Origin of the sequence: Nitratireductor pacificus pht-3B (assembly GCF_000300335.1) — a bacterium.
Lineage (GTDB): Bacteria > Pseudomonadota > Alphaproteobacteria > Rhizobiales > Rhizobiaceae > Nitratireductor > Nitratireductor pacificus.
Map to the genome: position 1 here is coordinate 85193 of NZ_AMRM01000008.1, position 13716 is coordinate 98908.

The following is a 13716-nucleotide window of genomic DNA, read 5'->3' on the forward strand; positions in this document are numbered from 1 at the left end:
CGCCTGCTAGAGCCTGCGCATGACAAACACGCCCCTTTCACGAATCCGCAATTTCTCCATCGTCGCCCATATCGACCATGGCAAGTCGACGCTTGCCGACCGGCTGATCCAGATGACCGGTTCTCTGGAAGTGCGCGAGATGAAGGAGCAGGTGCTCGATTCCATGGACATCGAGCGCGAGCGCGGCATCACCATCAAGGCGCAGACCGTTCGGCTGGAGTATGACGCCAAGGACGGCCAGCACTATGTGCTGAACCTGATGGACACGCCCGGGCATGTGGACTTCGCCTACGAGGTGTCGCGTTCGCTGTCCGCCTGCGAGGGCTCGCTGCTCGTCGTCGACGCCTCGCAGGGCGTCGAGGCGCAGACGCTGGCCAATGTCTACCAGGCGATCGACAACAATCACGAGATCGTCACCGTGCTCAACAAGGTGGACCTGCCCGCCGCCGACACGGACCGCGTGAAGGAGCAGATCGAGGAGGTGATCGGTCTCGACGCCTCCGAGGCGATCCCGATCTCGGCCAAGACCGGCGTTGGCATCCCCGATGTGCTGGAAGCGATCGTCACGCAGCTTCCGGCGCCGCAGGAGGGCGATGCCGATGCGCCGCTGAAGGCGCTGCTGGTCGACAGCTGGTACGACGCCTATCTCGGCGTCATCGTTCTCGTGCGCGTCATTGACGGCCGGCTGAAGAAGGGCCAGACCATCCGCATGATGGGCACCAACGCCAAATATCCGGTCGACCGCGTCGGCGTGATGACGCCGAAGATGGTGATGGTCGATGAACTCGGCCCCGGCGAGATCGGTTTCATCACCGCCTCGATCAAGGAAGTGGCCGACACCCGCGTCGGCGACACCATCACCGAGGACAAGAAGCCGACGGCGGCCGCCCTGCCCGGCTTCAAGCCGGCGCAGCCCGTGGTGTTCTGCGGCCTGTTCCCGGTCGATGCCGCCGATTTCGAGGATCTGCGCGCCGCTATGGGCAAGCTGCGGCTGAACGACGCCAGCTTCTCCTTCGAGATGGAAACCTCCGCCGCACTCGGCTTCGGCTTCCGCTGCGGCTTCCTCGGCCTCCTGCATCTGGAGATCATCCAGGAACGGCTGGAGCGCGAGTTCAATCTCGACCTGATCGCCACCGCGCCCTCGGTCGTCTACCGGATGAACCTGACCTCCGGCGACGTGGTCGAGCTGCACAACCCGGCCGACATGCCGGACGTGGTGCGCATCGCCTCGATCGAGGAACCCTGGATCAAGGCGACGATCATGACGCCGGACGAGTACCTCGGCGCGATCCTCAAGCTCTGCCAGGAGCGGCGCGGCATCCAGACCGACCTGTCCTATGTCGGCAAGCGCGCGCTGGTGACCTATGAGCTGCCGCTCAACGAAGTGGTGTTCGACTTCTACGACCGGCTGAAATCCATCTCCAAGGGCTATGCCAGCTTCGACTACACGTTGACCGGCTATCGCGAGGGCGACCTGGTGAAGATGTCGATCCTGGTCAACGAGGAGCCGGTCGACGCGCTGTCGATGCTGGTGCACCGCCAGGCGGCTGAGAAACGCGGCCGCGTCATGTGCGAGAAGCTGAAGGACCTGATCCCCCGGCACATGTTCAAGATACCGATCCAGGCCGCCATCGGCGGCAAGGTGATTGCGCGCGAGACCATTTCGGCGATGCGCAAGGACGTGACGGCGAAATGCTATGGCGGCGACGTGACCCGCAAGCGCAAGCTGCTCGAGAAGCAGAAAGAGGGCAAGAAGCGCATGCGCCAGTTCGGCAAGGTGGAGATTCCGCAGGAAGCCTTCATCGAAGCCCTGAAGATGAGCGACTGACGCCACCCCGGAGGCCTCGTCCCCGGCGCTCCCTCACAGCGGTGCGGGAGCGGGCGGGACGCTGCCAAGGAGGAGCGGTCCCGCCCTGGACGCCGCAAAGTTCGGGTTGCCCCGTCCGCCCGTGTCGAGCGGCGCCGTCCAGAAATCCTGAAAAGAGGGAGGCATGCTGCGGCGCTGTTTCTTCATGGCGGCATCCTCCCCCCAGATGACGTCAACGGGCTTTCAGCTTGAAACCGCCGCACTCGACGATCTGCTTGCCGGACATGTGATAGGCGGAGTCCCAGGAAACCTTCACCTGCTTGGGGCAGCCATTGTAGCTCTTGTTGACGAGGTTGACGGACCCCTGGGGCGTGTTGGCGGTGATCTTCACCAGCTTGAGGCCCTTGGTGCTGCTGATCGTACAGACGACGGCGTTGGGGATCGAACAGTTCATCGTCGCGCCGGCTGCCTGCGGGGCGAGGGCGAGTTGGCCGGCGACGCTGGCGGTCGACAGGCCGGACAGGGCAAGCATGGCCAGCGACGTGGCGGCGACGGCGAAGCGGCGGGAGGTGTTGAAAGAGGTCATTTCAGTTCTCCAATCGGGTTCTTGTTGGGCGGGCTCGCAGGCCCGATACCCCTCAGTCGCCGTGGTCTGGAGATAGGTTCACGAAAAATGCGGGCGCGGAAAACGGGTGGCGCGGCGGCGTCAGCCGGGCTGCCCTGCGGTCCGGTTCACCGGGTTGTCCGGATTGAGATTGTAACCGGGGCCGATGGTCAGCGGCTTGTCGGGAACGATGGTGTCGCTGATGACGCTGGCATAGCTGTGCTCGACGCTCCACAGCAGCGTGTTCCGCTCGCGGTCGTAGACCCGGATCGACACCTGATAGGGCTTTTTCGCCTCGACGCCGCGGACAGGGGGCGTGCGCAGGGAATAGCGGTCGGTCATGGTGCTGACGCGCTCCGATACCACGAGCGGTTCCCCGCCGCCGGGATTCTCGAACGAGGCTTCGATGACCGACCCGCTGGCCAGCGGACGGATCACCTGCGCGGTGAAACCATAGAAGACCTCGCCCTGGCGGTAGTTGAACATGAAGCCGCCGCCGAGGATCTTCAGATAGGGATCGCCTGACGGGTCGTCGCGCCAGTACCAGCCGAAGGCGAACAGGACCGCGCACAGGAGGATCGCCGAGATCAGCACGTTGCGCACCGAGAAGATGGTCATGCCGGGGCCTCCCCTTTCCTTGCGCCATGGCGCGCGGCGTAACGGCGGGCCTTCGCCGCGCCACCACAATGATCCATGCTACACCAGCGGCGCGAGCCGTTCCTGGTTTCGTCGAGGAACAGCCAGCCGCAGCCGTCCGGTCCGGGGCATTCCTTGACGCGGGCCAGGTCGTCGCCCGTCAGGAGGGCGTCTGCCGAAAGGGCGACCGCGTGAAGCGGCGCTAGAAAGTCGAGCTGCGCGGCATCCCAGCGCCACACAAAGCCGCCCCCCTCTTGCACCAGTACTTGCCGGCGCCGCGCCTCGCGCAGCACCGCATCGAGATGTGCAAGCTGATCCGCAGGTGCGGGAATTGCCTCGATGACGCTGCGGAAGACCCGGTACAGCGCCTCACGCAAAGCCATGGCGCGGGCATGTGCCTCGGCCGCGCGTGTGCTGCCGGCATTTGCCTCAAGGTGTGCGATGAACTGTGTACCGAACAGCGCCTTCTGCCGGCACCAGCCGAGCAGCGCAGCGTAGTCAGGCAGATAGTCGCGTGTGGCGGGACGCGAAAGGCTGTTCACCGTGTTGATGAAATCGAGGCACAGCCGGCCGCCGAAGAAGAATGGGACAGGCCAGTCGCGTTTCGTCCCGGTGGAAGCTCTAGTGCGCATCGGCTTCTCCTCCCTTAACCAGCTAAATCTATTTTGCCGGTTGGTCAAGAATGAGCCGTTCGTCGCTGCCTTGCTTCTCCACGCGGCGGCTCGGCGGAAAGCTGCTCTTAATGGTTTCGATGCAGATTCCGCGATCGATTGAGGGGAGCTGAGACATGACCGGACCTCGCCTGAACAACGCTGCGGCGCCTGCCACTCGCTATTCCGCCATGCAGATCGGCCTTCACTGGCTCGTCGTTGTGCTGGTCCTGTCACAATGGCTGACATCCGGATCCATCGAGCGAACCCATAATCCGCTTGTTCCGCCCTCCTCGACGGACCTGTTGCTCCACGCAATGCATAATTACGGAGGCATGACCATCGGTGCCCTTATGGGTCTGCGCCTGCTGATGCGCATCTTCCGGCCGGTCCCGCCGGCAGGGGGCCTGCCCCCCTGGCAGAACGCCGCCTCGATGATCGTTCACTGGGGACTCTATGCGTCGCTGCTCGCGCAGGCTGCCACGGGATTTGTCGCGTCATATCTGTGGAACGCGGTGGCGCCGGTGCATGCCCTGCTGTGGAATGTCACGCTGGCGCTCGTCCTGACGCACGTCGCGGCTGCGGCGTTTCATGCCGCAAAGCGCGACGGCGTGGTGGATCGGATGACGCCGTTCTCCTGACGCCAGGACGCCGCCGGATTCGGGATCTAGATATCCAGGTTGGCGACCGACAGGGCGTTTTCCTGGATGAACTCGCGGCGCGGCTCCACCTCGTCGCCCATCAGGCGCGAGAAGAGGGAATCGGCGTCCGTCGCGTCCGGCACCTTGACCTGCAGCAGCGAGCGTGCATCGGGGTCGAGCGTCGTCTCCCAGAGCTGTTCGGCGTTCATCTCGCCCAGCCCTTTGTAGCGCTGCATGGTGAGGCCCTTGCGCCCCGTCGCGAAGACGGCGTCGAGCAGCGCCATCGGGCCGGAGATGACCTCGGACCTGTCCTTGCGGCGCAGCACGGGCGGCTTGCCGTAGACCTCCTGCAGGCGCGACGTGTAGCGGTCGATGGCGCGCGCGTCGGCCGAGCCGATGAGACCCGCGTCGAGGACGATGGCCTCGCGCACGCCGCGCACGGTGCGCTCGAAGAGGTAGCCGCCGGCGCCCTCGTTGGAGGTAGTGACCCGGCCTTCCCAGCCACGTTCGGTGTCCTCGGCGATCATGTCGAGGCGGCGCGCCACATAGGCGGCGGCCTCGTCGGCGCGGCCCGGATCGGCGAGAACGGCGGCGTTGAGCGCGCCGGCGATCGCCGCCTGCTCGACGACCGAGCGCTGGTAGCGCGTGTGCAGCCCGTTGATCAGCCCGCGCACGGCGCGGGCGTCCTCGATCGCCGCCTTCAGGTCATGGCCGCCGCGCACCTCGCCGGTCGACAGCTCCAGCGTCGCCTCTTCGAGACCGGTGTCGATCAGGAATTCTTCGAAGGCGGCCTCGTCCTTGATGTACTGGACCGACTTGCCGCGCGTCACCTTGTAGAGCGGCGGCTGCGCGATGTAGAGGTTGCCGCGCTCGATCAGCTCCGGCATCTGCCGGAAGAAGAACGTCAGGAGCAGGGTGCGGATATGGGCGCCGTCGACGTCGGCGTCCGTCATGATGATGATCTTGTGATAGCGCAGCTTGTCGGCGTTGAACTCGTCCTTGCCGATGCCCGTGCCGAGCGCGGTGATCAGCGTGCCGATCATGTCGGACGACAGCATGCGGTCGAACCGCGCGCGCTCCACGTTGAGGATCTTGCCGCGCAGCGGCAGGATCGCCTGGTTCTTGCGCGAGCGGCCGGACTTGGCCGAGCCGCCGGCCGAGTCACCCTCGACGATGAACAGTTCGGACTTCGCCGGGTCGCGTTCCTGGCAGTCGGCCAGCTTGCCGGGCAGGGAGCTGATGTCCAGCACGCCCTTGCGCCGCGTCAATTCACGCGCCTTGCGCGCCGCCTCGCGTGCGGCGGCCGCCTCGACCACCTTGCCGACCAGCGTCTTGGCTTCCGCCGGATGCTCCTCGAGCCAGCTTCCGAGCGCTTCGTTGACGAGGCTCTCGACGACCGGGCGCACTTCCGACGAAACGAGCTTGTCCTTCGTCTGCGAGGAGAATTTCGGATCGGGCACCTTGACCGACAGCACGGCCGTCAGCCCTTCGCGGCAGTCATCGCCGGTGAGGGAGACCTTCTCCTTCTTGGTCAGGCCGGATTTCTCCGCATAGCCGGTCACCTGGCGCGTCAGCGCGCCGCGGAAGCCGGCCATGTGGGTGCCGCCGTCGCGCTGCGGGATGTTGTTGGTGAAGCACAGCACGTTCTCGTGGTAGGAATCGTTCCACCACATGGCGACTTCTACCGTGATGCCGTCGCGCTCGCTGCGGATGGCGATCGGCGTGTCGATGAGCGCCTTCTTCGAGCGGTCGAGATATTTGACGAACTCTTCCAGTCCGCCGTCATAGAGCAGTTCCTGGCTCTTGACGTCGGCGTGGCGCCTGTCGGTGAGGATGATGCGGACGCCGGAATTCAGGAAGGCGAGTTCGCGCAGCCGGTGCTCCAGCGTGCCGTAGTCGAACTCGACCATGGTGAACGTGTCCGGCGAGGGCAGGAAGCTGACCTCCGTGCCGGTCTCGTCGCCGGCAGTGCCGGTGACTGCGAGCGGCGCATCGGCCACGCCGTGCGTGAAGCTCATCTCGTGGATCTCGCCCTTGCGGCGGATCTTCAGCTTGAGCCAGATCGACAGCGCGTTCACCACGGAGACGCCGACGCCGTGCAGGCCGCCGGAAACCTTGTAGGAGTTCTGGTCGAACTTGCCGCCCGCATGGAGCTGCGTCATGATGACCTCGGCCGCCGAAACGCCCTCGCCTGCATGCAGGTCGGTCGGAATGCCGCGGCCATTGTCGGTCACCGTGCAGGAGCCGTCTGGATTGAGCGTCACGGTCACCAGCGTCGCATGGCCGGCCAGCGCCTCGTCGATGGCGTTGTCGACCACCTCGTAGACCATGTGGTGCAGGCCGGACCCGTCATCCGTATCGCCGATATACATGCCGGGCCGCTTGCGGACCGCATCCAGACCCTTCAAAACCTTGATGGATTCAGCGCCGTATTCGGCTGGTTCGCCGGGGAGTGTTTCTGGCGTATCGCTCATCAGTTTCTTTCGTTCAGGAAGCGCTTGGGACCCGGTCCCGCGACGGCGGAATTCAGCGCCGCGAATCATCCGGCGCGCACTGCCTAAGATATAGGCGTTTCAAGCGCTTTTTCCAAGTTTTGCGGTGATTCGCGGCTGGGGACGAAATCTCTCCGACACGGGACTTTGCCTTTGCCGAGAAACCGACTATGTAGCCCCTGAACCGGTTCATCGTTTCCAGGAAGCGATGCCGCTTCGAACCGTTCGTCACGCCCGCATCCGCGCGGACGCCAGGCGGGAGCGCCCGGCAACCCCGATGCTACAGGCAACCGGAGACCGAGGCACATGGCCACCATCAGCCAGAAACCAAAGCTCGTCACCATTTTCGGCGGCTCCGGCTTCGTCGGCCGTCATCTGGTGCAGGCCCTGACGAGGCGCGGATACCGCGTCCGGGTGGCGTGCCGCAACCCCAACCTGGCCATGCATCTCCAGCCGCTGGGCAATGTCGGTCAGGTTCATGCCGTGCAGGCCAATCTGCGCAACCGCGCCTCGGTCGACCGGGCCGTGGAAGGCGCCGATCACGTGGTCAATCTCGTCGGTATCCTGCATGAATCGGGACGCCAGACCTTCGACGCCGTGCAGGATTTCGGCGCGCGCGCCGTGGCCGAGGCCGCCCGTGCGGCGGGGGCCGGTCTGACGCAGGGTTCCGCCATCGGCGCGGATGCGGATTCGGTCTCCGACTATGCCCGCACCAAGGCGCTCGGCGAGCAGGCGGCGCTGGAAACGGTCAAGGATGCCGTCATCATCCGCCCGTCCATCATTTTCGGGCCGGAAGACCAGTTCTTCAACCGCTTCGCCAACATGGCGCGGTTCTCGCCCTTCTTGCCGCTGATCGGTGGCGGCGAGACGAGGTTCCAGCCGGTCTATGTCGGCGATGTCGCCGAGGTTTATGCGCGTTCCGTCGACGGCACGCTGAAGGGCGGCAAGGTCTACGAGCTGGGCGGCCCCGAGGTGCTGACCTTCCGCGAATGCATGGAGCAGATGCTGGAGGTGATCCACCGCAAGCGCTGGTTCGTCTCCATCCCGTGGTCCGTGGCGCGGCTGCAGGGGCGCATTCTCGGCAAGCTGCCGGGCCACCTGCTGACGCTCGACCAGGTGGAGCAGCTCAGGCACGACAACGTCGTTTCCGAAGCCGCCGCAAAGGACAAGCGGACGCTGGCCGGCCTCGGCATCGCCCAGCATTCGCTGGCGGCGATGCTGCCCGCCTATCTGTGGCGCTTTCGCCCGGCCGGACAGTTCACCCGCAAGCAGCTGCTTTAGGTCGCCCGTTGGGCGGCTGGGACAGTCTTCTGCCCGAAACGCTCGGCGCGCTGCCGGCGCTGCTGCTGATCGTCGCCAGTTTCTTCACCTCGGCCCTGACCGCCGCGTTCGGCGTCGGCGGCGGGCTGGCCATGCTGGCGCTGCTCGGCCTGTTCATCCCCGTCGCGGCGCTCATTCCGGTGCACGGGGCGGTCCAGCTCGGCTCCAACACTGGCCGCGCCTGGCACCAGCGGGCGCATATCCGCTTCTCGATCGCCACGCCCTTCATCATCGGCAGCCTGATCGGCGCCGCCGTGGGCGCCTATTTCGTCGTGCAGCTGCCCGACGCCGTGCTGAAGCTGCTGCTCGGCCTGTTCGTCATCGTGGTCACCTGGGCGAAGGTCCTGGGCGTCGCGCGCCTCAGCCATGCGGGGCTTGCCGCCGGCAGCGCGGTGATCGCGCTCGCCACCATGTTCGTCGGTGCCACGGGGCCGCTCCTGTCGGCATTCTTCGCGCAGATCATTCCCGACGACCGCCGGGCGCTGGTCGCCACCCATGCCGCCGGCATGACCGTGCAGCATGCCCTGAAAGTGGTCGCCTTCGCCCTTGCCGGCTTTGCCTTCTGGCGCTGGCTGCCCTTCGTCGCGGTGATGGTCGGCTCGGGCTATCTCGGCACGATCTACGGCAGCAGGCTACTCGAGACGATGCCGGAAGAGATGTTCCGCCGCTGGTTCAGGATCGGCCTGACCCTGCTCGCGCTCGACCTGGTGCGGCGCGGTATCATGGGTTTGGCGTAAGGGCGGGCCGGAGACCGCCGCCTCAGCGCGGCGGCGTGCCGTTTTCGGCAAGCACGGCGCCGATCAGGTAGAGCGACCCGCAGATCAGGATGCGCGGCGGCGGCTCGGTGCCGTCGCGACCCCTGTCCAGCGTGTCGCGCAACAGTTTCAGCGCATTGGCGACGGAATGGACCGGCTCGGCGGACAGGCCGGCGGCCGAGGCACGGGCGGCCAGCTCGTCGTTCGGCACGCTGGCCTCACTCATCTGCACCGGCACGGTATAGACATGCCGCGCCATGCCCTCGAAGGCGCGGAAGAAACCCGTCTGGTCCTTGGTGTTGATCATGCCGGCGATGAGGAACAGCGGACGCGGCGAGCGGTCTTCCTCGGTCGCCAGCGCCTCGGCGATGGCCTCGCCTGCGCCGGGATTGTGACCGCCGTCGATCCAGATCTCGGCGCCCGCCGGCGCGAGGTCGGCCAGCGGGCCGCGCGCCAGGCGCTGCAGGCGGCCGGGCCAGGCGACGCGCTCGACGGCGGCCTCCGCCGTCCGCAGGTTGACCGGAAAGCCGGCCGCCTTGACCGCGGCGAGCGCGGCCGCCGCGTTGGCGATCTGATGCCGGCCGGTAAGCTTCGGCAGCGGCAGGTCGAACAGGCCGTTGTCGTCCTGATAGGCCATGCGGCCGTTTTCCTCGAAGGCGAGGAAATCCTCACCGTAGACGGCCATGGGGCAGCCGAGCCTTTCGGCGGTGTCGACCAGCACTTCGCGCGCCGCGTCGAACTCCTGCTGGCCGATCACGACGGGGCAGCCGCGCTTGATGATGCCGGCCTTCTCCGCCGCGATCAGCTCCACCCGGTCGCCGAGATAGGCTTCGTGGTCGAGCGAGATCGGCATGATCAGCGTCGCGGCCGGCTGCTCGATCACATTGGTGGCGTCGTAGCGCCCGCCGAGGCCGACCTCGACGATCGCCGCGTCGGCCGGGTGCTCCGAGAACAGCACGAACATCACGGCGGTGAGGATCTCGAACACCGTGATCTGCTCGCCGCGATTGGCCTCTGCCACGCGCGCCACCGCTTCCGCCAGCACCGCGTCCTGCACCAGCCTGCCGCCGCCTTCGGCGCCCAGCCGGTAACGCTCGTGCCAGTTCACCAGATGCGGCGAGGTGTGGACATGAACGATGCGGCCCGATGCCTCCAGCGCGGCGCGCGCGAAGGCGGTGGCCGAGCCCTTGCCGTTGGTGCCCGCGACATGCAGCACGGGCGGCAGCCTGCGATGCGGGTTGCCGAGCCGGTCGAGCAGCCGCGTGATGCGGTCGAGCGACAGGTCGAATCCCTTGGGATGGAGCGCCATCAGGCGCTCGATCTCTCCCTCGGCGGACAGGAGTGTCATGGCGGCTGTTATCCGATCCGTGGCGTGGGGCGCATCAGGTGCCGGGCTGTGCCGGCGTCGCCTCGTCCACGGCGGGAGCCGGCAGCGCCTCGGCCTCCTGCTTGCCCTCTTCCGTTTGCGTTTCCGGCTTCAGGACGGCCTTCTCCTTGAGCAGGATGCGCAGCAGGCGGGCGATGGTCTCCTTCATCTCCAGGCGGGAGACGACCATGTCCACCATGCCGTGATCCTTCAGATATTCGGCGCGCTGGAACCCTTCCGGCAGCTTCTCGCGGATGGTCTGCTCGATGACGCGCGGGCCGGCGAAACCGATCAGCGCGCCCGGTTCGGCGATGTGGACGTCGCCCAGCATGGCATAGGACGCCGTGACGCCGCCCGTCGTCGGGTTGGTCAGCACGACGATATAGGGCAGGCCGGCTTCCTTTAGCCGGTCGAGCGCCACGGTGGTGCGCGGCAGCTGCATCAGCGACAGGATGCCCTCCTGCATGCGCGCGCCGCCGGAGGCCGCGAACAGGACCAGCGGCAGCTTGCGTTCGACGGCGGTCTCGAAGCCTTTGATGATGGCCTCGCCCGCGGCCATGCCGAGCGAGCCGCCCATGAAGGCGAAATCCTGCACGGTGGCGAGCAGCTCAAGCCCCTCGATCCGGCCGACGGCGCTCAGCACCGCGTCGTCCATGCTGGTTTTCGCCTTGGCGTCGCGCAGCCGGTCGGTGTAGCGCCGCTCGTCGCGGAACTTCAGCGGATCGACCGCGACCTTCGGGCTCTCCAGCGCCTGATACTCGCCGTCGTCGAAGAACGACTTCAGCCGCTCGCGCGCCGAGATCTTCATGTGATGGCCGGAAGACGGGATGACCCAGAGATTGTCCTCGAGGTCCTTGTGGAAGACCATTTCGCCGGTCTCCGGGTCCTTGATCCAGAGATTTTCCGGCATGTCGCGGCGGCCGAGCATCGAGTTGATCTTTGGCCTGACGTAGCTGGTGATCCAGTTCATTGCAGATGCTTTCCGTTCTACTGGCTTTTCGACTGAGTGGGGAGGATGGTCCGATTATCGGGCAACAGCAAGGCGGGCCTCGCGCACGCCCGCGGCCAGCCCGCGCACCAGCGTGGCGACGGCCTCGGCCGGGTCGGCCACCTGTGCGCCCTTGGCGTCATAGCATTGGGCGATGGCGGCGACGATGGCCGTGCCGACGACGACTCCGTCCGCGGCTTCGCCGATGGCCCTCGCCTGGCGCGCCGTCTTGACGCCGAAGCCGACGCAGACCGGCAGGTCCGTATGCTTCTTGATGCGCGCGACGGCGCCGGAGACCTTGCTCGTGTCGGGCAGTGCCGCGCCGGTGACGCCGGTCATCGAGACGTAGTAGACGAAGCCGGACGTGTTCTGCAGAACCTTCGGCATCCGCTCCTCGTCGGTGGTCGGCGTGGCGAGGCGGATGAAGTTCAGCCCGGCCTTCAGCGCCGGCACGCACAGCTCCTCGTCCATCTCCGGCGGAAGATCGACGATGATCAGCCCGTCGATGCCGGCCTTCTTCGCATCGCTGAGGAAGCGCTCGACGCCGTAGATGTAGATCGGGTTGTAATAGCCCATCATGACGATCGGCGTGTCGTCGTCGCCGGCGCGGAAGTCGCGCGCCATCTGCAGCGTCCGGGAGAGCGTCTGGCCGGCCTTGAGGGCCCTGAGGCCCGCCGCCTGGATGGCCGGGCCGTCGGCCATCGGGTCGGAGAAGGGCATGCCCAGCTCGATCACGTCGCTGCCGGCCTCGGGCAGCGCCTTCATGATCGACAGGGCGGTTTCATAGTCGGGGTCGCCTCCCATGAAATAGGTGACGAGGGCCGGCCTGTTCTCTTCCTTCAGCCGGGCAAAACGGCGGTCGATGCGGGTGGTCATTTAGGTATTTTTTCCTCGTTCATCCAGCGCGGCGCCCCCGCCGCCTTGCGTTCGTGCGGTTGCAGCGGCCTCAGCGTCGGGCGACGACCCTGCGAGAAGACGATGCCCCGGTCATCCCTCGGCGTGCTCGCGGATTTCGATCGTGACGGCGAAGGCGTAGAAGCCGTCGCGCGCGATGCGGCTCTTCGCCTCGTTCGGATCGAAGGCGATCCGCGGCTCCCCGTCATCGGCGACATGGGTCAGAAAGGCGAGGTTCTGGCTGTTGCGAATGCCCTGGGGGTTTTCCCTATCGTCGTCCTGGCGGATCGCCACATAGTGGTGCTGATTGTGCTTGGAACGATAGATTTCGAACATGTTTCAGATCTCCATGCCGAGCATGCCCGCGACCGTATGCACATCCTTGTCGCCACGGCCGGAGAAGTTGACGATCATGATCTGGTCTTTGCCCATGGTCGGCGCGAGCTTCACGGCATGGGCGATCGCGTGGGCCGATTCCAGCGCCGGGATGATGCCCTCGATCTTCGTGGTTAGCTGGAACGCTTCCACCGCCTCGTCGTCGAGGATCGGCGAGTAGACGACGCGGCCCGCATCCTTGAGCCAGCTGTGCTCCGGTCCGACGCCCGGATAGTCGAGGCCGGCCGAAACCGAATGACCGTCGAGAATCTGACCGTCCTCGTTCTGCATCAGATAGGTGCGGTTTCCGTGCAGGACGCCTGGCGATCCGGCCGTCATCGAGGCGCAGTGCTCGACCCCGTCCAGCCCGCGCCCGCCCGCCTCGACGCCGTGGATCGCCACCTGGCTGTCGTCGAGGAAGGGATGGAACAGGCCGATGGCGTTCGATCCGCCACCGACGGCGGCGACGATGGCGTCGGGCAGGCGTCCCTCGAGCTCGAGAATCTGCGCGCGGGCCTCGATGCCGATCACCGACTGCAGGTCGCGCACCAGTTCGGGATAGGGATGCGGGCCGGCGGCGGTGCCGATCAGGTAATAGGTGTCCTCGACATTGGTGACCCAGTCGCGCAGCGCCTCGTTCATGGCGTCCTTCAGTGTGCCGTGGCCGGCCGTGACCGGCCTCACCTCGGCGCCGAGCAGGTTCATGCGGAAGACGTTCGGCTTCTGCCGCTCCACATCGGTGGCGCCCATATAGACCACGCAGGGCAGGCCGAAACGCGCCGCGACGGTAGCCGAGGCGACGCCGTGCTGGCCGGCGCCCGTCTCGGCGATGATGCGGGTCTTGCCCATGCGCCTGGCAAGCAGGATCTGCCCGATGCAGTTGTTGATCTTGTGCGACCCCGTGTGGTTCAGGTCCTCGCGCTTGAAGTAGATCTTCGCGCCGCCCAGATGGTCCGTCAGCCGCTCGGCGAAATAGAGCGGCGAGGGGCGGCCGGTATAGTGCTTGCCGAGGAAAGCGACTTCCGCCTGATAGGCTGGGTCTTCCTTGGCCTCGTTCCAGTGCCGTTGCAGGTCGAGGATCAGCGGCATCAGGGTTTCGGCGACGAAACGGCCGCCAAAAATGCCGAACATGCCCGCTTCATCGGGGCCGACGCGGAAGGAATTGGGTGCAGGCGGCTGGTTCATCGC

General features: G+C 66.2%; 14 protein-coding genes. 4 read left to right on the top strand and 10 right to left on the bottom strand.

Going from position 1 to position 13716, the window contains the following annotated elements:
* Nucleotides 1–19 precede the first annotated feature (19 nt).
* Entirely contained in the window at nt 20–1828 is a 1809-nt protein-coding gene (gene lepA, locus NA2_RS08950; protein ID WP_008596317.1) for a translation elongation factor 4, read from the top strand.
* 33 nt (nt 1829–1861) lie between these two features.
* Here the strand turns inward: lepA and NA2_RS21920 are convergent, their stop codons facing one another.
* The 4 genes from NA2_RS21920 to NA2_RS08965 form a co-directional block, all read right to left on the bottom strand.
* Nucleotides 1862–2014 (bottom strand): hypothetical protein, encoded by a 153-nt coding sequence (locus tag NA2_RS21920; RefSeq protein WP_157188175.1) that lies wholly within the window; start codon nt 2012–2014, stop codon nt 1862–1864.
* Between the two features lie 25 nt (nt 2015–2039).
* Nucleotides 2040–2393 carry a hypothetical protein gene (locus NA2_RS08955; RefSeq protein ID WP_008596318.1) on the bottom strand — a complete coding sequence of 118 codons (354 nt, stop codon included), beginning with the start codon at nt 2391–2393 and terminating at the stop codon, nt 2040–2042.
* 120 nt (nt 2394–2513) lie between these two features.
* A complete protein-coding gene (locus NA2_RS08960; protein WP_008596320.1) occupies nt 2514–3029 on the bottom strand; it encodes a hypothetical protein in 516 nt (171 codons plus the stop codon).
* On the bottom strand, nt 3026–3727 hold the full coding sequence (locus NA2_RS08965) for a CGNR zinc finger domain-containing protein (RefSeq protein ID WP_244423617.1): 702 nt from the start codon (nt 3725–3727) through the stop codon (nt 3026–3028). The genes NA2_RS08960 and NA2_RS08965 overlap by 4 nt, the downstream gene beginning before the upstream one ends.
* A gap of 107 nt (nt 3728–3834) precedes the next feature.
* On the opposite strand from NA2_RS08965, the gene NA2_RS08970 reads away from it, so the two are divergent.
* Nucleotides 3835–4338: a cytochrome b gene (locus NA2_RS08970; protein ID WP_008596324.1), complete on the top strand. Its 504-nt coding sequence runs from the start codon at nt 3835–3837 to the stop codon at nt 4336–4338.
* Between the two features lie 26 nt (nt 4339–4364).
* Here NA2_RS08970 and gyrB read toward each other — a convergent pair whose 3' ends face one another.
* On the bottom strand, nt 4365–6812 hold the full coding sequence (gyrB, locus tag NA2_RS08975) for a DNA topoisomerase (ATP-hydrolyzing) subunit B (protein ID WP_008596325.1): 2448 nt from the start codon (nt 6810–6812) through the stop codon (nt 4365–4367).
* Nucleotides 6813–7136: 324 nt separating this feature from the next.
* Between gyrB and NA2_RS08980 the strand changes: the two genes are divergently transcribed.
* Nucleotides 7137–8111, top strand: coding sequence for a complex I NDUFA9 subunit family protein (locus tag NA2_RS08980; protein ID WP_008596326.1), 975 nt, complete (start codon nt 7137–7139; stop codon nt 8109–8111).
* Between the two features lie 8 nt (nt 8112–8119).
* Nucleotides 8120–8887 carry a sulfite exporter TauE/SafE family protein gene (locus tag NA2_RS08985; protein ID WP_008596327.1) on the top strand — a complete coding sequence of 256 codons (768 nt, stop codon included), beginning with the start codon at nt 8120–8122 and terminating at the stop codon, nt 8885–8887.
* A gap of 22 nt (nt 8888–8909) precedes the next feature.
* Here the strand turns inward: NA2_RS08985 and NA2_RS08990 are convergent, their stop codons facing one another.
* From NA2_RS08990 to trpB, 5 genes are all read right to left on the bottom strand, one after another.
* Nucleotides 8910–10253 carry a bifunctional folylpolyglutamate synthase/dihydrofolate synthase gene (locus NA2_RS08990; protein WP_008596328.1) on the bottom strand — a complete coding sequence of 448 codons (1344 nt, stop codon included), beginning with the start codon at nt 10251–10253 and terminating at the stop codon, nt 8910–8912.
* A gap of 34 nt (nt 10254–10287) precedes the next feature.
* Nucleotides 10288–11241 carry an acetyl-CoA carboxylase, carboxyltransferase subunit beta gene (gene accD, locus NA2_RS08995; RefSeq protein ID WP_008596330.1) on the bottom strand — a complete coding sequence of 318 codons (954 nt, stop codon included), beginning with the start codon at nt 11239–11241 and terminating at the stop codon, nt 10288–10290.
* Between the two features lie 54 nt (nt 11242–11295).
* On the bottom strand, nt 11296–12135 hold the full coding sequence (gene trpA, locus NA2_RS09000) for a tryptophan synthase subunit alpha (protein ID WP_008596331.1): 840 nt from the start codon (nt 12133–12135) through the stop codon (nt 11296–11298).
* A gap of 111 nt (nt 12136–12246) precedes the next feature.
* Nucleotides 12247–12489 carry a hypothetical protein gene (locus NA2_RS09005; RefSeq protein WP_008596333.1) on the bottom strand — a complete coding sequence of 81 codons (243 nt, stop codon included), beginning with the start codon at nt 12487–12489 and terminating at the stop codon, nt 12247–12249.
* A gap of 3 nt (nt 12490–12492) precedes the next feature.
* Nucleotides 12493–13713, bottom strand: coding sequence for a tryptophan synthase subunit beta (gene trpB / locus NA2_RS09010; protein WP_008596334.1), 1221 nt, complete (start codon nt 13711–13713; stop codon nt 12493–12495).
* Between the last annotated feature and the right edge of the window lie 3 nt (nt 13714–13716).

Excerpts from the sequence above, each read along its gene's own strand:
- accD (WP_008596330.1), bottom strand. The coding sequence starts at position 11,241 with ATGAACTGGATCACCAGCTACGTCAGGCCAAAGATCAACTCGATGCTC.
- trpA (WP_008596331.1), bottom strand. The coding sequence starts at position 12,135 with ATGACCACCCGCATCGACCGCCGTTTTGCCCGGCTGAAGGAAGAGAAC.
- NA2_RS08980 (WP_008596326.1), top strand. The coding sequence starts at position 7,137 with ATGGCCACCATCAGCCAGAAACCAAAGCTCGTCACCATTTTCGGCGGC.
- gyrB (WP_008596325.1), bottom strand. The coding sequence starts at position 6,812 with ATGAGCGATACGCCAGAAACACTCCCCGGCGAACCAGCCGAATACGGC.
- NA2_RS08970 (WP_008596324.1), top strand. The coding sequence starts at position 3,835 with ATGACCGGACCTCGCCTGAACAACGCTGCGGCGCCTGCCACTCGCTAT.
- lepA (WP_008596317.1), top strand. The coding sequence starts at position 20 with ATGACAAACACGCCCCTTTCACGAATCCGCAATTTCTCCATCGTCGCC.
- NA2_RS21920 (WP_157188175.1), bottom strand. The coding sequence starts at position 2,014 with ATGAAGAAACAGCGCCGCAGCATGCCTCCCTCTTTTCAGGATTTCTGG.
- trpB (WP_008596334.1), bottom strand. The coding sequence starts at position 13,713 with ATGAACCAGCCGCCTGCACCCAATTCCTTCCGCGTCGGCCCCGATGAA.
- NA2_RS08960 (WP_008596320.1), bottom strand. The coding sequence starts at position 3,029 with ATGACCATCTTCTCGGTGCGCAACGTGCTGATCTCGGCGATCCTCCTG.
- NA2_RS08955 (WP_008596318.1), bottom strand. The coding sequence starts at position 2,393 with ATGACCTCTTTCAACACCTCCCGCCGCTTCGCCGTCGCCGCCACGTCG.
- NA2_RS08990 (WP_008596328.1), bottom strand. The coding sequence starts at position 10,253 with ATGACACTCCTGTCCGCCGAGGGAGAGATCGAGCGCCTGATGGCGCTC.
- NA2_RS09005 (WP_008596333.1), bottom strand. The coding sequence starts at position 12,489 with ATGTTCGAAATCTATCGTTCCAAGCACAATCAGCACCACTATGTGGCG.